Here is a 21,656-nt window from a genome sequence, read left to right as displayed (position 1 = left end):
ATGGTTCCGTCAGTTCGACTTTGCGGAGAGGATGCGCCGCGCTTTTTCGAGGTCGGCGGGAGTATCGACACCGAGCGGAACCGTGTCAACGATCTCGGCGTCGATGCGCATGCCGGCTTCGAGCGCCCGCAGTTGCTCCAGTGATTCGCGTTTTTCGAGCGTCGAGGGACCGAGCGAGACGAACCGTTCGAGCGCCGCGCGCCGATAGGCATAGAGGCCGATATGATGGTAGAGCGGCCCCTGGCCGTAAGGGGCGGTTGCGCGCGTGAAGTAGAGCGCGTGCAGCCGGGCGACGGAAATCGGTGAGCCGACGATCTTGACGATGTGCGGCGCGGTCTTGTCCTCCTCATTGTCGATTTCAGTTGTCAGCGTGCCGATATCGACCGCCTCGTTCTCGAGCGGGCGCAAGGCTGCACGCACCGTTTCGGGATCGATCGTCGGCAGATCGCCCTGGATGTTGACGATGATTTTCGCCTTGCCCTCCGGATCGACTTTCGTCAGCGCCTCAAAGATTCGATCGGAACCCGATTGGTGGTCCACGCGGGTCATGACGACTTCGAAGCCGGCCGCCGCCACGGCATCGAACACTCGGGTGTCGTCGACGGCGACGACGACGCGGCCGATGGCTGCCTCCCTGGCGCGTAGCGCCACCTGGACGATCATCGGCAGACCGCAAATATCGGCAAGCGGCTTGCCCGGAAGCCGGGTGGAGGCCATGCGCGCCGGGATCAATACGAGCACGCCGCCTAAATTTGAATCACTCATTGTTCGGGCCTTCTATTCCGGGCTGAAAAGTGTCAAAAAGTCTCATGCGCAAGACCATTTAGACAGTTGCAACGAACAGCCAAAAGACATAGGTTCCGCGCGATTTCAAGATGGTCCGGTTTATGATCTGCCGGCTGCAAGGGGAGCATTGCAGATGAATTCATACGTCAATACGGCCGTGGGGGCGCTGCTCGGAACGATTTTCGTTCTGATGTCGGTCTCCATCGCGTCCGAAGGAATCTTCCATTCCGAAGCACCGGAAAAGGAAGGTTTCGCGATCGTTGCCGAAGAGGCGCCCGCTGCTGGCGGCGAGGCTGCGCCTGCCGTTGCCGTTCCAATTGCGCAATTGCTCGCTTCTGCAGATGCCAAGGCCGGCGAGACGGTCTTCAAGAAGTGTCAGGCCTGTCATGACGCCACCAAAGGGGGGCCGAACAAGGTCGGTCCCAACCTCTTTGGTGTCGTAGATCGCCCGGTCGCCTCGCATGCAGGCTTCGCCTATTCCGCTCCCATGAAGGATTTCTCCAAGGGTGGCAGCGAGAAGTGGACCTTCGAATATCTCAACAAGTTCCTGCTGGCGCCGAAAAAGGACGTTCCGGGCACCGCGATGGGCTTCGCCGGTCTGGCGAAGGATCAGGAGCGCGCCAACGTCATCCTCTACCTCCATACGCTCGCCGATTCGCCGGTGCCGCTGCCGGACCCGAACGCTGCGACGCAGTGACGCGGCAGACAATCGCATGACATCGAAGCCCGGCCCGCGAGCCGGGCTTTTCTTTGTGCGGATATCAGCTCAGGCGCCGAGGAAATAGGCCCAGAGCGAGACCGTGATGGCGCCGAGCGCCGTCGTCACGGTGATCGTCGAGGCGGCGAGGCTGTGACCGACGCCGAAGCGATTGGCGATCAGCCAGGCGTTGACGCCTGTCGGGACGGAGGAGGTCAGTACGATCGCTGCCGTCCATTCGGGGCTGAGGCCGAGGAGTCGGCTCGCTGCCCACACGCAGCCGGGCAGCAGCAGCAGCTTCAGGCTCGAGGTGACGCTGGCGATGCCGAGATTGCCGGAGACGCCGTATCTCTCCAGCGCCATGCCGAGCGATATCAGCGCCGCCGGGCCGGCAATGCCGGCGATCTGCCCGACGACCGTTGCAAGCGTCGTCGGCATGGTGAGACCGGAAAGGTGCATGGCCATGCCGGCCGCAAGGCCGATCACCAGCGGGTTGCGCACGAGATTGACTGCGATCTGGCGAAGCACGAGCACCATGCTGCGATCGCTTTTGCCGGCGATCTTGCGCTCGGCATGCTCCATCAGCACCGTGCCGGCCACCATCATCACGGGCAGATGCACGGCAAGCAGGATCGACAGCGCCACCAGCCCTTCGTCGCCGACGGTCCGCTCGACGAGCGGCAAGCCGATGAAGATATTGTTGGCGAAGGCCGAGGAAACGCCGGCCAGCACGCCGATCCGTTCGTCGCGGTTAAAGAGGCGTGTGGCGGCGATATGGCCGGCCGTCCAGGTGATGGCAACGCCGGAAAAATAGACGATCCAGAGCCGGAAGGGTGAGGCGCCATGAAAATCCGCCTCGGCGATGGTGCGGAAGAGCAGAAGCGGCACGGCGATCTTGAAGACGAATTCGCTGAGCGCTTCGCCGACATTCGACGCCATCAATCCGCTGCGAACGATCACCCAGCCGATGAGAATCAGAATGAAGACGGGAAGGACGTCGAAAATGATGGCTGACATAGGGGAGGCTGCTCTGCGCGGGGGAGTATTCGACGTCTACAGCGCCGCGCGTCTTTTCAGACGCGCAAAGGACGCTGTAGCACTTTGAATTGCTGCATAATTTTATCCTTAAATCGATTCCGATTTAAGGAATTATGCAGTAGCAGCAAACGGCTTGGATTGAAAAGGCAATCGCCGTTCAATCAGGCGCATCGGTAAAACAAAAAAAGCGGGCACAGCCCGCTTTTCCGCTCCGGCCTTGCCGGATATCCGGATCACGAAGCTGCCAGTTCATCCGTGGTCAGCATCGCGCCGGTAAGATCGAAGGGATCATCCCTCGTAAGCTCGGCTGCAACTGAAAGCTGCTCATGCCGGTCTTCTTGCGAGTATTTCTAGATACTGAAAATGACAGGGACATGACGAATAGGCGGCACTTTTGCGAAGAAATAGACAGGCCATCCACCATTTATCCTTCCAAACCGCGGAAATTTCGCTAAGACCAAACCCCGGCTATCACAAACTCCGGGACCCCCCATTTCATGACAAGATTCGATGTTCTGACAGTCGGCAACGCAATCGTGGATATCATTGCCCGTTGCGACGACCAGTTCCTCATTGACAACCAGATCACCAAGGCGGCGATGAACCTCATCGATGCCGAACGCGCCGAACTCTTGTATTCGCGCATGGGACCGGCGCTCGAAGCTTCTGGCGGCAGCGCCGGTAACACGGCGGCGGGCGTGGCGAGCCTCGGCGGCAAGGCTGCCTATTTCGGCAATGTCGCCCAAGATCAGCTCGGTGACATCTTCGCGCACGACATCCGCGCCCAGGGCGTCCACTACCAGACCCGGCCGAAGGGCACCTTCCCGCCGACGGCGCGTTCGATGATCTTCGTCACCGAGGACGGCGAGCGTTCGATGAACACCTATCTCGGCGCTTGCGTCGAGCTCGGCCCGGAAGACGTCGAGACCGACGTCGTGGCCGACGCCAAGGTTACCTATTTCGAAGGTTATCTCTGGGATCCGCCGCGCGCCAAGGAAGCGATCCTTGATTGTGCCCGCATCGCCCATGAAAACGGCCGCGAAATGTCGATGACGCTGTCCGACAGCTTCTGCGTCGACCGCTATCGCGGCGAATTCCTCGATCTGATGCGCTCCGGCAAGGTCGATATCGTCTTCGCCAATCGCCAGGAAGCACTGTCGCTCTACGAGACCGATGATTTCGAGGAGGCGCTGAACAGGATCGCCGCCGATTGCAAGATCGCCGCCGTGACGATGAGCGAGGATGGCGCCGTCATCCTGAAGGGCCGTGAGCGTTTTTACGTCGATGCGATCCGGATCAAGGAAGTTGTGGACACGACGGGCGCCGGCGATCTTTTCGCCTCCGGCTTCCTTTATGGCTACACGCAGGGACGTTCTCTGGAGGATTGCGGCAAGCTCGGTTGCCTGGCCGCCGGCATCGTCATCCAGCAGATCGGCCCGCGCCCGATGACCTCGCTTTCCGAGGCCGCCAAACGGGCAGGGCTTATTTGAAGGCTTCGCCGGGATAGGCGCCCCAGATCTCCGACTGCGCCACCCAGCCCGAGGCGCCGTCAGATTCGGCGCGGCACCAGTCGCCATTGCATTCGCCGATCGTCAGCATTACGCCGGGTTCGAGCTTGGCGACGATCGAGGCGGAGGGCTGCGCCTCGCGGCGCAGATTGACATAGATGCCCTTGCCCTTGGTCTTCATCCACGGGGCGGCGATCGCCGCGCGCTGACCTGACAGCAGCGACTGGTTGACCCAGCCTTCGGTGCCGTCGGCATCGCGGATGCGGCGCCAATTGTCGTATTCCTGGATGATCTCTACCGGCAGGCCGGATTTCAGGTACATCCACGACACGGCGTAATCCGTTCCCGGACCGATGCGCAGGTTGACGCGCTTGGATTTCAGCGTGACGAAACGCGGCAATGGCAGTCCGCTTGGCCCCTTGGCCGCCTGCGCATGGGCGAACTCGACGCTTCCCATGGATGCAGCCAGAGCGATGGCAAGGGCGAGGCAGGACTTCAGGACTTTGCTGCGCATGGAAGTTTCCGTTTGCTCGAATTCGCGGGCAGGCCCGGCCTGCTCGCGCTCCGGGCTCTGACATTCCCCGGCTGCACCACGAGTTTTGTTTGTCTTCGCGTGCGGGTCTGGTAGAAAATGCCCGGAATGGGAAAATTATCACCCCTCTTGGTTAAAGACCTCTGAACAAGGCACCACAGGCAGCCATGACAGCGAAGAAAAAACCGAAGGTCTACATCACCCGCAAGCTGCCGGATGCCGTCGAAACCCGCATGCGCGAACTCTTCGACGCCGAGCTGAACATCGACGACGCGCCGCGCTCGGTTCCCGAGCTGATCGCTGCGGTCAAGACCGCCGATGTGCTGGTGCCGACCGTCACCGATCGCATCGACGCGGCGCTGATCGAACAGGCGGGACCGCAGATGAAGCTGATTGCGAGCTTCTCCAACGGCACCGATCACATCGACGTCGAGGCGGCGGCGCGCAAGGGCATCACCGTCACCAACACGCCGAACGTCCTGACCGAGGACACCGCCGATATGACCATGGCGCTGATTCTCGCTGTTCCGAGAAGGCTCGGCGAAGGTGCGCGCGTGCTGACCGATAAGCCGGGCGAATGGGCAGGCTGGTCTCCGACCTGGATGCTCGGCCGGCGCATTCACGGCAAGCGGATCGGCATCGTCGGCATGGGCCGCATCGGCACGGCGGTGGCCCGCCGCGCCAAGGCTTTCGGCCTGTCGATCCACTATCACAACCGCAAGCGCGTCAATCCGGCCGTCGAGGACGAGTTGGAGGCGACCTATTGGGAAAGTCTCGACCAGATGCTCGCCCGCGTCGACATCGTTTCGGTCAATTGCCCGTCGACGCCGGCGACCTTCCACCTGATCTCGGCCCGCCGTCTGGCGCTGCTGCAGCCGACGGCCTATCTCGTCAACACCGCGCGCGGCGACGTGGTCGATGAAGCTGCGCTGATCAAATGCCTGAGGGAGGGCCGGATTGCCGGCGCCGGCCTCGACGTCTTCGAGAACGAGCCTGCCGTCAACCCGAGGCTCATCAAGCTCGCCAATGAGGGCAAGGTCGTGCTGCTGCCGCATATGAGTTCGGCGACGATCGAAGGCCGCATCGACATGGGCGACAAGGTCATCATCAATATCCGCACCTTCATCGACGGTCACAGGCCGCCGAATCGGGTACTGCCCGGCCGCTAGAGCAATTCCAGGAAAAGTGCGAAGCGGTTTTCCGTCCGGAATTGCGTAAAAACAAAAGGCTAGAGCGGTCCTGCGCTTCCGTTAAAAGCTGAACCGCTCTAAGCGCATCTCAGGATCGAATCACGCGAGGCGCATCAAGACGCAAGGACCTTGCGCATCTCGATGAACGTCGTCCTGGCAAAGCCGGGATGGGCTTTTTCGGCGGTTCTGGAAAATCCCCAGGCGGCAAAGACGGCGTGGTTGTCGGTGAGTTCGATCCGCGTTTCCAGCCGCAAGGCGGGAAGACCGAGCGCCGCAGCGGTCTCCTCGGCAATTGTCAGCAGCCGTTTGCCGAGGCCCTTGCCCTGCACCTCAGGCAGAACGGCGAGCTTGCCGACATAGAGACAATCGGCCTCCGGCCGCAGGAAGAGGCAGCCGATCAGTTTTTCGCCGTCGATGGCGACATGGCCGATCTCGGTTCCGGCCTTTTCGGCCAGTGATGCCGTCGTCAGCTTGAGCGCCGAAGATGGCGGGTCGATCCTGCCATTCATGGAGGCGAAGGCGGAAAGGATCAGCGCCAGCAGTTCATCCCAGCGCGTGAAAGTTTGATCAAGCGGAACAATCCTCATCCCGCCTGTCTCTGTGTTGTACGGCGTCGTTTGTAGCGGATGGTATCAAACCGAGCCGAGAGCGCGTCATAGAGCAGCAACCGTCCGACCAGCGGTTCGCCGGTGCCGGTGACGAGCTTGATCGCCTCCATCGCCATCATCGTGCCGATGACGCCGGTCAGCGCGCCGATGATGCCGGCCTCGGCGCATGCGGGAATCAACCCGGCCGGCGGCGCTTCCGGAAACAGGTCACGATATCTAGGGTTGGGCGTCCCGTCCTCAGCCGTTTCATAGGGCTTGAGAACCGTCAGCGAGCCGTCGAACCGCCCGACGGCGCCGGTGACGAGTGGAATGCGCGCTTCATCAGCCGCATCGGCGGCGGCATAACGTGTGTCGAAATTGTCGGAGCCATCGATCAGCAGATCGAAGCCTGAGAGCTGACGGCGGGCGGCCTCCTGGGAGAAGCGTTCTTCGAAGCGGATCAGTCGGACATGCGGATTGAGCCTGGCGATGGCGAAAGCAGCGCTCTCGGTCTTCAATTCGCCGATCGTGCCGGAATCATGGATCACCTGGCGCTGCAGGTTCGACAGCGACACCCGGTCGTCGTCGACGATCCCAAGCGTGCCGACGCCGGCTGCGGCCAGATATTGCAGAACCGGCGCACCGAGACCACCGGCGCCGATCACCAGCACGCGGGCGGCTTTCAGTTTCTGCTGGCCGGCGCCGCCGATCTCGGGCAGCAGGATGTGGCGGTGATACCGCGCGATTTCTTCCGGGCTGAGCGGTTCCATGGCGCCGATGTTATCATGACGCCCGACGCCGGGAAAAGCCGCCTCCGTCATTCGAACACCCTTCCGTCGGAAACCGTGAAAAACTGCGCCCTGTCGCCGAGTGCTGAAAACATCGCGCGATCTGTTCCGGTCATGAAGGCCTGGCCGCCGAGCCCGTCGATAAGGTCGAATAGCGCGGCGCGGCGGCCCTCGTCGAGATGCGCTGCGATCTCGTCGAGCAGCAGGACCGGAGCATGGCCGGTGAGATTGCCGACGAGCCGCGCATGCGCAAGCACCAGGCCGACAAGCAGCGCTTTCTGCTCGCCGGTGGAGCAACGCTCCGCCTCCATCGCCTTTTCGCGGTGATGCACGATAAGATCGGCCCGGTGCGGTCCCTCGAGCGTGCGCCCTGCGCCGGCATCGCGGTAGCGGTTCTCCGCCAGCATCGCCGCGTAGTCGTCCTCAAGGTCGACCGAGGGGCGCGAGAACTGGCCGTCCATGAAGCCGGAGAGCTGCAGCGATGCCGAAGGGAAGGGCGAGCTTTCTCGTGTTTCCTCGATCAGCCGGGTCAGCAGGCCGAGCATCTCCTGCCGGGCAAGCGCCATGGCGATGCCGAGGCTTGCCATCTGCTCCTCGATGCCGGCAAGCCAGGAAGGATCGAAGCGGCCTTCGTCCAGCAGCTTGTTGCGGCTGCGCATGGCGCGCTCGAAATCGCTGGCGCGGCGGCCATGGGCGGGATCGAGCGACAGCACCAGCCGGTCGAGAAAGCGGCGCCGGTCGGAAGAGGCGCCGGTAAAGAGGCCGTCCATCGCCGGTGTCAGCCAGAGAAGGCGCAGATGGTCGGTCAGTTCGTCGACAGTCTTTGCCGTCGTGCCATTGATGCGCAGCCTGCGGGCGGTGGTCTCCTCGCCCGTTTCGATGCCGGTGCCGATCTCGACGTCGCCCTCCATGCCGTCGAGCGCGGCGAAGATCGAAAAGCCGCCGGCCGCGCCGACGCGGGTAATGTCGCCATAAGCCGCGCGGCGCAAACCGCGGCCAGGCGAAAGCAGCGAGACGGCCTCCATGAGATTGGTCTTGCCGGCGCCGTTGTCTCCCGTCAGCACGGCATGCCGACCATCAAGTGCAAGGGCCGCCGCCACATAGTTGCGGAAGTCTGTCAGCTTCAGACGGGAAAGAGAAACCTTGTGCGGCATCGAATGTCCGGAATCGTAAAGCGTGACAGCTAAGCCGAAGCAGCGCCGATGGCAAGGCTGGCAGCTTTTGGGCCGTGGATCGCGTACCGCCGCTGCAGCCGGACGTCAGGACGCGGCGGCTGGCGCCACGCAGGACATATATTCCAGATGATCCCGTGACCGAAGTCCTTGTGTCCGACATCCTCCCGATGGAATGGCAGCCACGGGGCTTCGAAATTCGGTTAAAAATACAACCATCCGAGATGGCCTGACATCGCCAAACCGATCCCGTAGACAGTCATTGCCAATGTCTTCCAGCGCCGGATATTCAAGGTTTGCCGCCATCCTCTAAGGCTACTGACGTAACGTAAAGCCCAAAAAAAGTTGGTTGAATTTTGCAACTGCAGGGTTGAGTTATCCGGTGCAGGCGATATGGTAAACGGACCGTTTATGTATAAGAGAGTGATGAAGTGCCAGATCCGGTTGATATTATCGTCGGTCGCAACGTCAGACAGTTTCGCGCCCTTCGCCGTGTTTCTCAGCTCGAGCTTGGCGAAGCACTCGGACTGACTTTCCAGCAAATCCAGAAATACGAAAAGGGGGCGAACCGCGTTTCCGCCAGCAAGCTGCATCAGATCGCGGTTTTTCTCGACGTCGAGATCTCCGCTCTCTTCGAGGGTGCCGGCATGTCGCCATTCGGCAGCCGTGTCGAACTCAGCCCCGACGCCTATGCGCTTGCGCTGAGCTACGACAAGCTGAACTCACCGGCAGGCAAGGAAGCGGTCAAGACCATCGTCACCCTCATGACGGGCGAAGCGGCCGAAACCACCGCCTGATTCCAGCGCAGCAATCACGGTTCCCACGGAAAGCACGACCTATTCAAGGTCTGGATGATTTCCGGACACCTGCGGGTGTGCAGCAATATTGGGGGGATGACCTGCATCAGGACAAAGACCGGAAGCAGACCGCCTGATTGAGGTTCGATGCCGCGCGCTTCAGTGAATCTCGCATTCGTGCAGCGCCATCAGCAGATCGTCCTGCGTCTGGTGGCCGGCATGATAGAGGTCGATCGCGATGCTGGCAATGGAAAGGCCTTGCTGGCTGCGAAGCTTGATGTTGCGCTCAGCGCACCATGTGTAGATGGCGCCGGCGAGAACGTCGACGTCTTCGGACTGAGATGAAAAGGCTGGCGCCATGGCTGATACCCTTGGTTTGTTTGTTCCCGCTAGCGCTAAGGACGCTCTATCACTTTGATTTGGTGCATGACCCCGAAATCGATTCCGGCTCCCGGGGTCATGCACTGACGGCAGAGACTGAATTCATTTGGAAAACTTGCAAGCGGCATCATCTGGCTGCGTTAACGCAAGTCGTCGTCCCGCCCGCTGCCGTATCGATCCGGGACAGATTCGCCGGCATGGACGGCGAATGTCGCAAATCAGGATTCTTAAAACAAAAAAGCCGGAGACGTTTCCGTCCCGGCTTTCGTAATGGGCATGTCGATCGCGGCTCAGCCTTCGAAGAATTCCTTCATGCGGGCAAAGAAGCCCGTCGATTCCGGATTGTTCTCCTTGGAGGAAAGCTGCTCGAATTCCTGAAGCAGTTCACGCTGGCGCTTGGTGAGCTTTTGCGGCGTCTCGATCTGGATCTGGATGTAGAGGTCGCCCGTCTGCACCGAACGCAGCACTGGCATGCCCTTGCCCTTGAGGCGGAACTGTTTGCCGACCTGGGTGCCCTCGGGCACGGTAACGCGCGATTTGGTGCCGTCGAGCGTCGCCACGTCGAAGGTGCCGCCGAGCGCGGCCGTCGTCATCGAGATCGGAACGGCGCAATAGAGATCGGCTCCGTCGCGCTGGTAGAATTCATGCGGTTTGACTGACAGGAAGATATAGAGGTCGCCTGCCGGTCCGCCGCGGGCGCCGGCCTCGCCTTCGCCCTGCAGGCGGATGCGGGTGCCGTCCTCGATGCCGGCGGGAATATTGACCGAGAGTGAACGCTCTTCCGTCACCCGGCCCTGGCCGTGGCACTTCGGGCACGGATCGGGAATGATCTGGCCGCGGCCGTGGCAGGTCGGGCAGGTCCGTTCGATCGAGAAGAAGCCCTGTGCCGCGCGCACGCGCCCCGTTCCTTGGCAGGTGCCGCAGTTCTTCGGCTGCGTGCCGGGCTTGGCGCCTGAACCCGAACAGACGTCGCAGGTGATTGACGTCGGAACGCGGATTTGCGCCGTCTTGCCGGAGAAAGACTCTTCCAGCGTTATTTCCATGTTGTAGCGAAGATCGGCGCCACGTTCGCGGCCGCCTGACGAGCGCTGGCGCGCGCGCCCTCCACCCATCATCTCGCCGAAGATATCCTCGAAAATGTCGGAGAAACCGCCGCCGGCAAATCCGCCGCCACCGCCGCCCATGCCGCCATGCTCGAAGGCCGCATGGCCATAGCGATCATAGGCCGCCCGCTTCTGCGGGTCCTTGAGCATCTCGTAGGCTTCGTTGATTTCCTTGAACTTCCGCTCGGCGTCCTTGTCATCCGGGTTCTTGTCCGGATGGAATTTCATCGCCAATTTGCGAAAGGCGCTTTTCAGCTCTTTCTCGTCCGCCGTCTTGGCTACACCCAGAGTTTCGTAAAAGTCCGCTTTTGCCATTAAGGATTAAACCCCGGAAATGGATTTTCCGGCTGCCATGGTGAGCAGCCGGATCAGGTGTTGAAGCATAACCACGCCGTCGCGGATTACGCGGACTTCTTGCGGTCGTCGTCCTTGATTTCCTCGTAGTCGGCATCGACGACATTGTCGCCGCCTTCCGCGGAGGCATCACCAGCAGCGCCGCCTTCGGCCTGCTGCGCTTCATAGATCGCCTGGCCGAGCTTCATCGACACTTCCATCAGCGTCTGGGTCTTGGCCTTGATGTCGTCGGCATCGGGCTCGGATGCTTCCGACGCCGTCTTCAGCGCGGCGATCGCATCCGAGATCGCGGTGCGGTCGGCCTCGGAAACCTTGTCGCCATAATCCTTCAGCGACTTTTCCGAGGAATGGATCAGGCTTTCGGCCTGGTTCCGGGCTTCGACCGCCTCGCGGCGCTTCTTGTCTTCGCTGGCATGGGCTTCGGCATCCTTCACCATCTTCTCGATGTCGGCGTCGGAAAGACCGCCGGAAGCCTGGATGCGGATCTGCTGTTCCTTGCCGGTGCCTTTGTCCTTGGCCGAAACCTGGACGATGCCGTTGGCGTCGATGTCGAAGGTGACTTCGATCTGCGGCATGCCGCGCGGCGACGGCGGCAGACCGACGAGATCGAACTGGCCAAGCAGCTTGTTGTCGGCAGCCATTTCACGTTCGCCCTGCGAAACGCGGATGGTCACGGCCTGCTGGTTGTCTTCGGCGGTCGAGAAGGTCTGGCTCTTCTTCGTCGGGATCGTCGTATTGCGTTCGATCAGGCGGGTGAAGACACCACCCAGCGTCTCGATGCCGAGCGACAGCGGCGTCACGTCGAGCAGCAGGACGTCCTTGACGTCGCCCTGCAGAACGCCGGCCTGGATGGCGGCGCCGAGGGCCACCACTTCATCCGGGTTGACGCCCTTGTGCGGCTCCTTGCCGAACAGCTGCTTGACGACTTCCTGTACCTTCGGCATGCGGCTCATGCCGCCGACGAGAACCACTTCGTCGATTTCGGCAGCAGTGACGCCGGCATCCTTGAGCGCTGCCTTGCACGGCGCGATCGTGCGCTGGACGAGATCGTCGACCAGGCTTTCGAGCTTGGCGCGGGTCAGCTTCAGCGTCAGATGCTTCGGGCCGGAGGCGTCGGCCGTGATGAACGGCAGGTTGATTTCGGTCTGCTGCGAGGACGAAAGCTCGATCTTCGCCTTTTCCGCAGCTTCCTTGAGGCGCTGCAGGGCAAGCTTGTCGTTCTTCAGGTCGATGCCGTTGTCTCTCTTGAACTCGCCGACGAGATATTCGACGAGGCGCATGTCGAAGTCTTCACCGCCGAGGAAGGTATCGCCGTTGGTGGACTTCACTTCGAAGACGCCGTCGCCGATCTCGAGGATCGAAATATCGAAGGTACCGCCACCAAGGTCGTAGACGGCAATCGTCTTGCCTTCTTTCTTGTCGAGACCGTAGGCGAGGGCCGCAGCAGTCGGCTCGTTGATGATGCGCAGGACTTCAAGACCGGCGATGCGGCCGGCATCCTTGGTTGCCTGGCGCTGCGCGTCGTTGAAGTAGGCGGGAACGGTTATGACGGCCTTCTCGACCTTTTCGCCGAGATAGGATTCGGCGGTTTCCTTCATCTTCTGAAGGATCATCGCGGAAATCTGTGCGGGCGAGTAGCCCTTGCCATTGGCTTCGACCCAGGCGTCGCCATTGTCGCCCTTGACGATGGTGAAGGGAACGAGGTGCTTGTCCTTCTCGACGGTCGGATCTTCGTAGCGGCGGCCGATCAGGCGCTTGACTGCAAAGAGTGTGTTCGTCGGGTTGGTGACTGCCTGGCGCTTGGCCGGCTGGCCGACGAGGCGTTCGCCATCGTCGGAAAATGCCACCATAGAAGGGGTCGTACGCGCACCTTCCGCATTCTCGATAACCTTCGCGTCCTTGCCGTCCATGACTGCGACGCAGGAATTCGTCGTTCCAAGGTCGATACCAATTACTTTTGCCATGTCATTCTCTCCTTGAAGCAAGCTGTCGGAACCCCGAGAAGGCATTTCCCTGACAGCCCCTTACGGGATGGGTCTACTTGAGATTACGCAATCGTGATTGCGGTGATGCGGCGTATATAAGGAGCGGTTTTCTGGACTGCAAGGCGAGAAATGCCCCGGAATCCAGCAAAACGAATGTGTTGCGTTCAATTTTTACAGTAGCCGGGAAAGAGGTCGCCCCATGTCCGGAAAGCGGCCATTTTTTCGGGCATGTCGCGCAAAACTGCGCAGCCGTTTTGCGACAACGACATGCGTAAAACAAAGACCTGAAGCGCGAGGAGCGACTCTGAAAGATCGCGACGCGCTTTAGAGCATCGGGCTTGTGTAGGACATGCAGCAAAGGTCTCACTGGCCCATGATCAGATCGAGCAGCGTCGTGCGCCGCGGCTGGACGGAAGAGGTGGTCTGCGCACCCCCGACATCGCCGGGCGGCACCATGCCCTCATAGCCAGAACCGCCGCCTTCGGCAATGTCTGAGGGCGGAACCGGGCCGCTGCCGGAGGTCGCCGCCTGCTGCCGGACAGGCGCTTGCGGATAGCGGTTTGCGTTGTCGTTGCCGCCGAAGACGCCGGAAATAATGCCGCCGATCGTCGATGGCGGCGCCTCGGCCGTCATCGGTTGTCCGCTGCCCGACTGCCCATTACCCGGTGCCTCAGCCATCGGCTGACCATTGTTCGGATCGGCGATCAACTGGCCGTTGCCGAAGAGCGGTGCCGGCGAAAGACCCTTGTGGGCGGCGATCATGAATTCCTTCCAGGCCTTGGCGGGCAAGCCGCCGCCGGTCACCTTCTTCATCGGCTTGCCGTCGTCATTGCCGAACCAGACCCCGGTGGTCAGGTTGCTGGTGAAGCCGACGAAGAGCGCGTCGCGCGAATTCTGCGTCGTGCCGGTCTTTCCCGCCGCCTGCCAGCCGGGGATCTTGGCGCTCTTGCCGGTGCCGTTGTCGATGACGCCCATCATCATCGCATCCATCTGGGCGACGATCTGCTCGGACAGCACGCGCGGCGGGCTGTCATAGGTATTTTCGTAGAGAACCTTGCCTTCGGCCGTCGTCACCCGGCGGATGACGTGCGGCGTCGCCTTGTAGCCGCCGTTCATGAAGGCGGCATAGGAGGCGGTGAGTTCCATCAGCGACACCTCGGACGTGCCGAGCGCGATCGAGGCGTTCGGCTGCAGCTCGCTTTCGATGCCGAGCCGGTGGGCAAGCTTGATCACCTGATCCGGCCCGTCATACATCACCAGCTGGGCGGCCACCGTGTTCAGCGACTTGGCAAGCGCGGTCGCCAGCGTCACTTCGCCATTGTATTTCTTCTCGTAATTTTCGGGCGTCCAGTCGCCGATCCGGATCGGCGCGTCGTTGAACACCGAATAGGGCGTCAGCCCCTTCTCGAGTGCGGCGGCATAGACGAAGGGCTTGAACGAGGAGCCCGGCTGGCGTTTGGCCTTGACGGCGCGGTTAAACTGGCTCGTCGCATAATCCCTGCCGCCGACGAGCGCTCGGATCGCGCCGGTGCCGTCGATCGAGACGAGGGCCGCCTGCGAGGCGTCGAGCTTGCCGCCCTCCTTGTCGAGTACGTCGACCAGCGATTGCTCGGCCTTCTTTTCCAGCGACTTGTCGATGGTCGTATCGACGATGACGTCCTCCTTGACGTCGCCGATCAGGCTTGGCAACTGGTCCATCACCATGTCGGCGACATAGTGCCCGGCGCCGGACCAGTAGCTCTTGGCTGAAGCCGGGGTCTGCGACATCGCCGTTTTGACCTCGGAATCGGTGATGAAACCCTGTTCGCGCATTGCCGCGAGCACGAGCTGGGCGCGTGCATTCGCCGCTTCCGCATCGCGGGCCGGCGAAAGCCGCGACGGCGCCTTGAGCAGGCCGGCCAGCACAGCGGCCTCGCCGAGGTTTACGTCACGCGCCGATTTGTTGAAGTAGCGACGCGAGGCTGCCTCGACGCCATAGGCGTTCGATCCGAAGAACACCCGGTTGAGATACATGGCAAGGATCTGGTCCTTGGTGTATTTCTGCTCCAGCCAGAGCGACAGCAGCACCTCCTGCACCTTGCGTTCCAGCGTTCTCTCGGGGGAGAGGAAGAGGTTCTTGGCAAGCTGCTGCGTCAGCGTCGAGCCACCCTGGACCATGTGGCCAGCCGTGAGATTGGTCACGATCGCCCGGCCGAGGCCGAGCGGATCGACGCCGAAATGCGAATAGAAACGCCGATCCTCGATGGCGATGACGGCTTCCGGAATATAGGGCGACATGTTTTCGAGCGACAGCGCCTCGCCGCCGGTGGCGCCGCGATTGGCGATGACGCTACCGTCGACGGCGGTGATCTTGACGTTCGGCGGCCGCTCTGGGATCGCCCATGTGCTGGCGCTCGGCATGCGCGAACCATAATAGACCACGAGCCCGGCAACGCCGATGCCTGCCCAGATGAAAAGCACGATGCACCAGTAGATCACGCGGCGCATGAAGCCGAAAAACCCGCCGCTTTCACGCTCCGTCGGCTCGCGCCGCCGCCGGGGGGCCGGGCGCTGCGGCGGGGGTTTCGAGCCGCCGCGCCGCGGGGATCGGCCTCCGGCAATGCGGTCGTCGGCATCGAGCGAGAATTCGTCATCGTCGCGTGCCGGACGGCCGCTGAAGGAGGGCTCTATTCTGTCGCCTGATCTGCCTCTGCCTGCCATCGCGGACCGGTCACACCCCATGTTCGATCGCGAAGCCAACTTCGCATAACGGTGCTCTTCTCCAGCGCCGCGCGTCTTTTCAGACGCACAAAGGACGCTGGAGCACTTTGAGTGCCGCCGTGATCATCCGACTGAACTGTAAATGCGGCGATTTAACGGGGTATTAATAATGGAAAGCAAAGCAGATCGCGCCGCTTGTCTTCAAAACTGGCGCGCTTCGTAATCGTCGAGCGTTTCCGGGTCCTGCTTATATTCCCACTCGCCCAGATGAAAGCGGCGCCAGATCTGGCCGGAAGGGTTGAGGCTCGCCCCATCGGTGAGGCGCACAGGCAGGATGGGGTTGTGTTTATGCCAAACGGTAACATCTGTGGCGGCTGCCCGAGGGCCGAAAAGCCCGAAGAAAGCCAGGTAGTCTTGTGTCATCAGGGTCCAGCCTCGAACGGATCAAAATCAATCCGCAACTTCACAAAACTGCAATAAAGAATCTCGCAAAACAAGTGCCTCGCGATGGCTTCACGTCAAATTGTCGGTGATCGCTTTCGAGGATCGATGCTTCCCCCGCGGCTCCTGTCTTGCGCTCGCCGGCAAAGCGGCATGCGTCGTGAAAACAAAGGCCCGAAGTGCGTGGCGTGAGTTACGTGCTATACGACGTAGATTGCCGCGCCGCGCGTCTTTTCGAGAGACATAAAAGAGGCTGTAACACATTGAATTGCCGCAGAGTGTTTCCTCAAATCGGTTCTGCTTCAAGGAATTATGCGGCAGGCGGAACCAATAGGCTTCGCGATTGTTTATGAAGAAGCGGGACAGCCCCTCACGTCCCGCGAATGATCGGCCGTCTCCCCTCAACGCGTGCCGATCGACATCAGGCCCGGTGCATCCCTCCCAAGGGAGCGCCGGGCTTTTTCTTGGGCGTTTTCCCTTGGCTTCAAGCCTCGGAAGAGGACGTCGCTGCGTCCCTTTCTGTTTCATTCGTCGCAAGAGGGATCGCCGGGGCGGCAATCAAAATTCCTGCGGTCCGGCCTGCGATCATCGCCTCTCCGGTCGTCCCTCTGCCGTTCACCTCTTTGCCGATCGTCCCTTTGCCGATCGTCCCTTTGATTGTCGTCGCGCCAGTCACGATCGCGGTCGCGCCCATCTCGGTCGCCATCCCGCTCGCGCCAGTTACGGTCGCGATCCCGGTTATCCCGATCGCGGTCGCGATCCCGATTGTCGCGGTCGCGGTAGTAATAATCCGGGCCGCGGCTCCAGCGGTCACGGTCGCGATAGAAATCACGGTTGCGGTAATAGCGGTCCCAATAATTGTCGACGCTGAAGCGAATCATCGGAATGCCGAGCGGACGGTAATATTGCGGGCCGACATAGACGCGGCGCTGTTGGTAGAGGGCCTGCACATACTGGCCGGAAACCCAGCCGCGGCCGCCGTAGAATTCGACGTCGCACCAATTGACCTCGGAAAGGCATCCGCGGATCTCGACGGAAGAACCGGCGGGGATGACGGCGACGGCAGGATATCGGGTGCTCGGACCGGCACGCATGTTGACGTTCGCCGTCGAGTAGCCCTCGGCGGCCTGCGCTATGGCGGGCGCCAGCATAAGCATGCCGGCGGCTGCGATTTTAACAAAGAGATTTTTCACGCTTCTCAGTCCTTGTTGGCACGTTTTTCAGGCAGCGCTTGGCCGCGTTTCCTTGGCATATGCCATTGAAACAAAAGACAGAGCGATCGCCCGCAGCTGTCAGGGCGTCATCATTCGTCTTATCTTTCAATGGCTTATATGTCGTTCGCGATGAACGCAGCTTGAACGGCGAAATGTCTGTCCGCGCCTTGGAGCCGCGATGGTGCTTCCGGCAAGGCCGGTACTGTTAACGGTTCGTTAACCTTTCGGCGGCAGTCTCACTGCAATACCTGCTTGCTCCTTGACCACGGATGAACTGGCACTGAGATGAGCGGATGACGAAAGGCCGGGTCGAACCGGCCTTTTTGTTTGTCGCGACTTTGCGTGGCGCAGCTTGATGGAAGCCGCGCCTTTTCCTTCAGGCAGCGAGCGCCCGAAGTATCCGCACCCAGGAGCGAATGCCCTTGTGGTAGGAGACGAGCTCGTATTTCTCGTTCGGAGAGTGGATGCGATCGTCGCTGAGGCCGAAGCCGACGAGCAGCGATTCCATGCCGAGCATCTTCTGGAAATCTCCGACGATCGGGATCGACCCACCCATGCCGATGACGATGGCGGGCTTCGGCCACTCGTCGGAAAGCGCGTTCTTCGCCTTGGTGAGAACAGGCGAATCATAGGAAAGATGAATCGCCGGCGAGCCGCCATGCGGATGGAACTCGACCGAGCAATCAGCGGGAATCTTCGCACTGATATAGCTGCGGAAAGCCTCGCGGATGGCCGCCGGATCCTGCGTTCCGACAAGCCGGAACGAAACCTTCGCCGAAGCCTTGGCGGCGATCACCGTCTTGAAGCCTTCGCCGGTATATCCGCCCCAGATGCCGTTGATTTCGGCGGTCGGCCGCGCCCAGGTGAGTTCCAGCACCGAGCGGCCTTTTTCACCCGATGGAATGGAAAGGCCGACTTCGCCGAGGAAGCTCTCCGCGGTCTTGCCGAGCGTCTCCCATGAGGCCTTGATGTTGTCAGGCGTTTCCTCGACGCCATCATAGAAGCCGTCAAGCGTGATGCGGCCCGTCTCGTCATGCAGGCCGGCAAGAGCCTCGACGAGAATGTGGATCGGATTGGCGGCCGCGCCGCCGAAGAGACCGGAATGCAGGTCACGGTCGGCGGCCGTCACGATCACTTCCTCGCCGACGAGGCCGCGCAGCGCCGCGGCGATCGCCGGCGTGTTGCGGTCCCACATGCCGGTATCGCAGACCAGCGCATAATCGGCCTTGAGCTCGGCGGTATTGGCTTCGAGGAAGGGCTTCAGGGACGGCGAGCCGGATTCCTCCTCGCCCTCGAAGAGGATGGTGATGCGGCAGGGAAGCGCGCCGTTGATCTCCTTATAGGCGCGGCAAGCCTCGACGAAGGTCATCAACTGGCCCTTGTCGTCGGAGGTGCCGCGGCCGGTCAGGATCTTGCGGCCCTCGCCGACATCCTTGATCGATGGCTCGAACGGGTCGTTTTCCCAGAGCTCGATCGGATCGACCGGCTGAACATCGTAATGGCCGTAGAAGAGAACATGCGGCGCATCGGCGGAAGCGCCGGCATGGTGGGCGACCACCATCGGATGGCCAGGCGTATCGCGCAGCGAGGCCGTAAAGCCGAGCGTCCCGAGATAGGCGACGAGCCATTCGGCGGCCTTCCGGCATTCGGCTTTATAGGCGGGATCGGTGGAAATCGATTGGATGCGCAGAAGCTCGAACAGCTTTTCGAGGCTCGATGGAAGGTTCTGATCCGCGCGCTCAAGCACCTGATTGATATCGGTCATTTTCGACTCCTCTTTTGAAATTCGGCCGGACGATAGACCAAACCAGAAAAGCAGGCGAGGCGGAAAAACAAAAATCGGCGGCGCGAAAGGCCCGTCGGTCAAAGATCAATATCAGGAAGATTTGCTGGATAATATAGAAGAGATTTCTAATTCAATTTACAGTTATTTAGCACAACCTAAATAGCCTGACCGAATTCAGCTGTGGGAGGGGCAGATGTTTTCGGTCATTACATGTATTCGGGACAACCACGATTGGCGGCTGGTGCTTGCGGCGGCCGCCGTCTGCCTGGTCGGCGCTATGGCGGCTATGCTGCTGCTTTCCCGCGCTCAGGAATGCGATGCCGGGCGGCGCAAGCTCTGGATCGGCGCCTCGGCTTTCGCTTTCGGCACCGGCGTATGGGCAACGCACTTCATCGCAATGCTGGCCTATGACGGCGGCATGCCGATCGGCTACCAACTGGGCCTGACGGCGCTTTCTTTCCTCCTGTCGGTTGCCGGTTCGTGGGCGGCGATCCTCGTCGCTTCGGAAAGCCGCGGCAGGTTTTCTCGCATCCGCGGCGGCGTCCTGATGGCGCTCGGCATCGCCTCCATGCACCTGACCGGCATGCAGGCGATCGAAACGCAGGCGGCAATTCTTTATGATCCCTCCATGACGCTGAGTGCGGTTCTCGCAGGAGCGCTGTTGTCGAGCGCCGCCTTCCACGCATTTTTCCAATTGAAGGGACTGAGGCGGCTCCTCGCCTCGTCAATCAGTTTCGTCCTCGCGATCTGCGCGCTCCATTTCATCTCGATGGCTAGCATCACGCTCGTGCCGGATCCCGGCAAGCAAGTTCCGGCAACGGTGCTCGACGCCAGCCTGCTTGCTGCGATCGTCGTTGTGGCGGCGACGGCGCTCATTCTGATCGCGCTGGCGGTGGTCTTTATCGAAAGCCACCTGACGGATCTGAGGGGGCTCGCGAATGCCTCACAGGAAGGGCTGCTGATCCTGCGGGAAGGCCGGATCATCGATGCCAATGAACGCTTCCAGGGGCTCTCCGGCTGGAAGCTTGCCGGTCTTGCCGGCAAGGCGCCCTCGGCTGTTTTGACTGCTATTCAGGGAACTGGGCAGAACAGACCCAGCGAGACGCTGCTCAACACCAGGGACGGCAGGGAGATCGCCGTCGAAGTGACCGCGAGCAGGATCGTCTATCGCGGGCACAACTGCGAGGTGCTGGCGGTGCGTGATCTCACCGAGCGCAGGCAGGCCGAGGAGATGATCGAGCATCTCGCCCACCACGACGTGCTCACCGATCTGCCGAACAGGTCGCTGTTCGATACCCGCATCCGGCAGGCGCTGCAGATGGCCGAACGAAAGAACAGCGAGGTTGCCCTCTTCTATCTCGACCTCGATCGCTTCAAGGCCGTCAACGATATCTTCGGTCATGCCGAAGGCGACCGTATTCTCCGCAAGGTCGCCTCGATCCTGCGCCGCGTGGCCGATGAGAGCGATACGATCGCCCGCCTCGGCGGCGATGAATTCGCCATCATTCAGCCCGCCGGGCAGCAGCCGGCGGCGGCGCAAAAGCTTGCGGCGGCGATCCTCGACGAATTCGCCGCCGAGATGGACACGGCGCGCGACCCGACCGCCGTCGGCGTCAGCGTCGGCATTGCAATCTATCCCGCGGATGGCGCTGCTGCTGAAGAACTCTGCAACAATGCCGATACTGCACTCTACCGCGTCAAGCATGACGGTCGCGGCAAGGTCTGTTTCTTCGACGCGGACATGGATAAGGCGGCACGGAACCGCCGCCAGATCGAAAGCGAACTGCGCCATGCGATCATCCGTAATCAGATCCATGTCGACTATCAGCCGATCCTCGATGCGCTGAGCGGCGAGATCGGCGGCTACGAGGCCCTGATGCGCTGGAACCGGCCAGGTCACGGCTTGACCGAGCCCGATATCTTCATCCCGATCGCCGAGGAAAGCGGCTCGATCGTCCAACTCGGCGAATGGGTGTTGCAGCAGGCCTGCAGGGAGGCTGTGCGCTGGCCGCTGCCGTTGATGATCGCCGTCAATCTCTCGCCGGTGCAATTCATGCTGCCGAACCTCTGCGAGCGGATCGAGGCGATCCTCGCCGAAACCGGGCTTGCGCCCGGCCGGCTGGAGCTCGAGATCACCGAGGCGGCCCTCATTCGCGATCGCGACCGGGTGATGACGACACTATTGCGGCTGCACAAGCTCGGCGTTCACATCGTCATGGATGATTTCGGCACCGGTTTTTCTTCGCTTTCCAACCTGCGTTCATTCCCTTTCGACAAGATCAAGGTCGACCGCAGTTTCACCGGAGTGCTGGAACATGATGCGGCGGCGCGCTCGATCGTGCGCGCCATCATCGGCCTAGGTCATAGCCTCGGCATGCCTGTCGTGACGGAGGGCGTGGAAACCGAGATGCAGCGCCGGATCGTCGTCGAGGAAGGCTGCACGCAAGTACAGGGCCTTTTACTCGGCAAGCCGGATATCGAGCCGAGCATCAAGCTTGCCGCCCACGAAAACGCCCTGACCGCACAGATCGAAACCGGCGCGCCGTCGCTGCGACGCGCACAGTGTGCTGGCGAGTGATCTTACAGCGCCGCGCGTC

General features: G+C 61.4%; 18 protein-coding genes. 5 read left to right on the top strand and 13 right to left on the bottom strand.

The annotated features are described in order from the left end of the window. Positions 1 to 9 precede the first annotated feature (9 nt). Positions 10 to 765: a 3-deoxy-manno-octulosonate cytidylyltransferase gene (locus tag FFM53_RS12580; protein ID WP_138388510.1), complete on the bottom strand. Its 756-nt coding sequence runs from the start codon at positions 763 to 765 to the stop codon at positions 10 to 12. Positions 766 to 919: 154 nt separating this feature from the next. Here FFM53_RS12580 and FFM53_RS12575 point away from each other — a divergent pair, with 154 nt between their 5' ends. After that, positions 920 to 1,483, top strand: a complete 564-nt coding sequence (locus tag FFM53_RS12575) for a c-type cytochrome (protein WP_065281772.1) — start codon at positions 920 to 922, stop codon at positions 1,481 to 1,483. Positions 1,484 to 1,552: 69 nt separating this feature from the next. Here FFM53_RS12575 and FFM53_RS12570 read toward each other — a convergent pair whose 3' ends face one another. Then, positions 1,553 to 2,500 (bottom strand): AEC family transporter, encoded by a 948-nt coding sequence (locus FFM53_RS12570; protein WP_138388509.1) that lies wholly within the window; start codon positions 2,498 to 2,500, stop codon positions 1,553 to 1,555. Positions 2,501 to 3,018: 518 nt separating this feature from the next. On the opposite strand from FFM53_RS12570, the gene FFM53_RS12565 reads away from it, so the two are divergent. Beyond that, entirely contained in the window at positions 3,019 to 4,011 is a 993-nt protein-coding gene (locus FFM53_RS12565; protein WP_129422283.1) for an adenosine kinase, read from the top strand. Here FFM53_RS12565 and FFM53_RS12560 read toward each other — a convergent pair. Further along, entirely contained in the window at positions 4,004 to 4,543 is a 540-nt protein-coding gene (locus FFM53_RS12560) for an SH3 domain-containing protein (protein ID WP_011649962.1), read from the bottom strand. The genes FFM53_RS12565 and FFM53_RS12560 overlap by 8 nt on opposite strands. Positions 4,544 to 4,728: 185 nt before the next feature. On the opposite strand from FFM53_RS12560, the gene FFM53_RS12555 reads away from it, so the two are divergent. Beyond that, entirely contained in the window at positions 4,729 to 5,730 is a 1,002-nt protein-coding gene (locus FFM53_RS12555; protein WP_011649963.1) for a 2-hydroxyacid dehydrogenase, read from the top strand. Between the two features lie 134 nt (positions 5,731 to 5,864). On the opposite strand, the gene FFM53_RS12550 is transcribed toward FFM53_RS12555, so the two are convergent. Genes FFM53_RS12550 through recF form a run of 3 tightly spaced genes read right to left on the bottom strand, consistent with a single transcriptional unit; the run spans position 5,865 to position 8,280 of the window. Next, positions 5,865 to 6,338 (bottom strand): GNAT family N-acetyltransferase, encoded by a 474-nt coding sequence (locus FFM53_RS12550; RefSeq protein ID WP_138388508.1) that lies wholly within the window; start codon positions 6,336 to 6,338, stop codon positions 5,865 to 5,867. Then, the gene (locus FFM53_RS12545) at positions 6,335 to 7,159 is read right to left on the bottom strand and encodes a molybdopterin-synthase adenylyltransferase MoeB (protein WP_138332100.1); all 825 of its coding nucleotides are present in this window, start codon (positions 7,157 to 7,159) and stop codon (positions 6,335 to 6,337) included. Before FFM53_RS12545 ends, FFM53_RS12550 begins: the two co-directional genes overlap by 4 nt. Then, positions 7,156 to 8,280, bottom strand: a complete 1,125-nt coding sequence (gene recF / locus FFM53_RS12540) for a DNA replication/repair protein RecF (protein WP_138388507.1) — start codon at positions 8,278 to 8,280, stop codon at positions 7,156 to 7,158. Before recF ends, FFM53_RS12545 begins: the two co-directional genes overlap by 4 nt. A gap of 449 nt (positions 8,281 to 8,729) precedes the next feature. Between recF and FFM53_RS12535 the strand changes: the two genes are divergently transcribed. Beyond that, positions 8,730 to 9,095: a helix-turn-helix domain-containing protein gene (locus tag FFM53_RS12535; RefSeq protein WP_017962753.1), complete on the top strand. Its 366-nt coding sequence runs from the start codon at positions 8,730 to 8,732 to the stop codon at positions 9,093 to 9,095. A 159-nt stretch (positions 9,096 to 9,254) separates the two neighbouring features. Here FFM53_RS12535 and FFM53_RS12530 read toward each other — a convergent pair whose 3' ends face one another. The 7 genes from FFM53_RS12530 to FFM53_RS12500 form a co-directional block, all read right to left on the bottom strand. Next, positions 9,255 to 9,455 (bottom strand): hypothetical protein, encoded by a 201-nt coding sequence (locus tag FFM53_RS12530; RefSeq protein WP_003544370.1) that lies wholly within the window; start codon positions 9,453 to 9,455, stop codon positions 9,255 to 9,257. Positions 9,456 to 9,766: 311 nt separating this feature from the next. Next, positions 9,767 to 10,894, bottom strand: coding sequence for a molecular chaperone DnaJ (dnaJ, locus tag FFM53_RS12525; RefSeq protein WP_017995672.1), 1,128 nt, complete (start codon positions 10,892 to 10,894; stop codon positions 9,767 to 9,769). An 86-nt stretch (positions 10,895 to 10,980) separates the two neighbouring features. After that, entirely contained in the window at positions 10,981 to 12,897 is a 1,917-nt protein-coding gene (gene dnaK / locus FFM53_RS12520) for a molecular chaperone DnaK (RefSeq protein ID WP_062944862.1), read from the bottom strand. Between the two features lie 384 nt (positions 12,898 to 13,281). Beyond that, positions 13,282 to 15,618 (bottom strand): transglycosylase domain-containing protein, encoded by a 2,337-nt coding sequence (locus tag FFM53_RS12515; RefSeq protein WP_138388506.1) that lies wholly within the window; start codon positions 15,616 to 15,618, stop codon positions 13,282 to 13,284. Between the two features lie 201 nt (positions 15,619 to 15,819). After that, on the bottom strand, positions 15,820 to 16,041 hold the full coding sequence (locus tag FFM53_RS12510; RefSeq protein WP_129422292.1) for a hypothetical protein: 222 nt from the start codon (positions 16,039 to 16,041) through the stop codon (positions 15,820 to 15,822). 542 nt (positions 16,042 to 16,583) lie between these two features. Beyond that, entirely contained in the window at positions 16,584 to 17,252 is a 669-nt protein-coding gene (locus FFM53_RS12505) for an SH3 domain-containing protein (RefSeq protein ID WP_138388505.1), read from the bottom strand. A 397-nt stretch (positions 17,253 to 17,649) separates the two neighbouring features. Continuing rightward, positions 17,650 to 19,038: a dipeptidase gene (locus tag FFM53_RS12500; RefSeq protein WP_138388504.1), complete on the bottom strand. Its 1,389-nt coding sequence runs from the start codon at positions 19,036 to 19,038 to the stop codon at positions 17,650 to 17,652. Between the two features lie 214 nt (positions 19,039 to 19,252). On the opposite strand from FFM53_RS12500, the gene FFM53_RS12495 reads away from it, so the two are divergent. After that, on the top strand, positions 19,253 to 21,637 hold the full coding sequence (locus tag FFM53_RS12495) for a bifunctional diguanylate cyclase/phosphodiesterase (protein WP_138388503.1): 2,385 nt from the start codon (positions 19,253 to 19,255) through the stop codon (positions 21,635 to 21,637). The last annotated feature ends 19 nt before the right edge of the window (positions 21,638 to 21,656 follow it).

Source organism: Rhizobium indicum (assembly GCF_005862305.2).
Classification (GTDB): domain Bacteria; phylum Pseudomonadota; class Alphaproteobacteria; order Rhizobiales; family Rhizobiaceae; genus Rhizobium; species Rhizobium indicum.
The sequence above is the reverse complement of the archived record's forward strand: the minus strand, read 5'-3'. Positions and strand labels throughout refer to the sequence as shown.

Excerpts from the sequence above, each read along its gene's own strand:
- FFM53_RS12565 (WP_129422283.1), top strand. The coding sequence starts at position 3,019 with ATGACAAGATTCGATGTTCTGACAGTCGGCAACGCAATCGTGGATATC.
- dnaJ (WP_017995672.1), bottom strand. The coding sequence starts at position 10,894 with ATGGCAAAAGCGGACTTTTACGAAACTCTGGGTGTAGCCAAGACGGCG.
- FFM53_RS12575 (WP_065281772.1), top strand. The coding sequence starts at position 920 with ATGAATTCATACGTCAATACGGCCGTGGGGGCGCTGCTCGGAACGATT.
- FFM53_RS12495 (WP_138388503.1), top strand. The coding sequence starts at position 19,253 with ATGTTTTCGGTCATTACATGTATTCGGGACAACCACGATTGGCGGCTG.
- FFM53_RS12530 (WP_003544370.1), bottom strand. The coding sequence starts at position 9,455 with ATGGCGCCAGCCTTTTCATCTCAGTCCGAAGACGTCGACGTTCTCGCC.
- FFM53_RS12550 (WP_138388508.1), bottom strand. The coding sequence starts at position 6,338 with ATGAGGATTGTTCCGCTTGATCAAACTTTCACGCGCTGGGATGAACTG.
- FFM53_RS12510 (WP_129422292.1), bottom strand. The coding sequence starts at position 16,041 with ATGACACAAGACTACCTGGCTTTCTTCGGGCTTTTCGGCCCTCGGGCA.
- FFM53_RS12580 (WP_138388510.1), bottom strand. The coding sequence starts at position 765 with ATGAGTGATTCAAATTTAGGCGGCGTGCTCGTATTGATCCCGGCGCGC.
- FFM53_RS12515 (WP_138388506.1), bottom strand. The coding sequence starts at position 15,618 with ATGGCAGGCAGAGGCAGATCAGGCGACAGAATAGAGCCCTCCTTCAGC.
- dnaK (WP_062944862.1), bottom strand. The coding sequence starts at position 12,897 with ATGGCAAAAGTAATTGGTATCGACCTTGGAACGACGAATTCCTGCGTC.
- FFM53_RS12555 (WP_011649963.1), top strand. The coding sequence starts at position 4,729 with ATGACAGCGAAGAAAAAACCGAAGGTCTACATCACCCGCAAGCTGCCG.
- recF (WP_138388507.1), bottom strand. The coding sequence starts at position 8,280 with ATGCCGCACAAGGTTTCTCTTTCCCGTCTGAAGCTGACAGACTTCCGC.
- FFM53_RS12560 (WP_011649962.1), bottom strand. The coding sequence starts at position 4,543 with ATGCGCAGCAAAGTCCTGAAGTCCTGCCTCGCCCTTGCCATCGCTCTG.
- FFM53_RS12545 (WP_138332100.1), bottom strand. The coding sequence starts at position 7,159 with ATGACGGAGGCGGCTTTTCCCGGCGTCGGGCGTCATGATAACATCGGC.
- FFM53_RS12570 (WP_138388509.1), bottom strand. The coding sequence starts at position 2,500 with ATGTCAGCCATCATTTTCGACGTCCTTCCCGTCTTCATTCTGATTCTC.
- FFM53_RS12500 (WP_138388504.1), bottom strand. The coding sequence starts at position 19,038 with ATGACCGATATCAATCAGGTGCTTGAGCGCGCGGATCAGAACCTTCCA.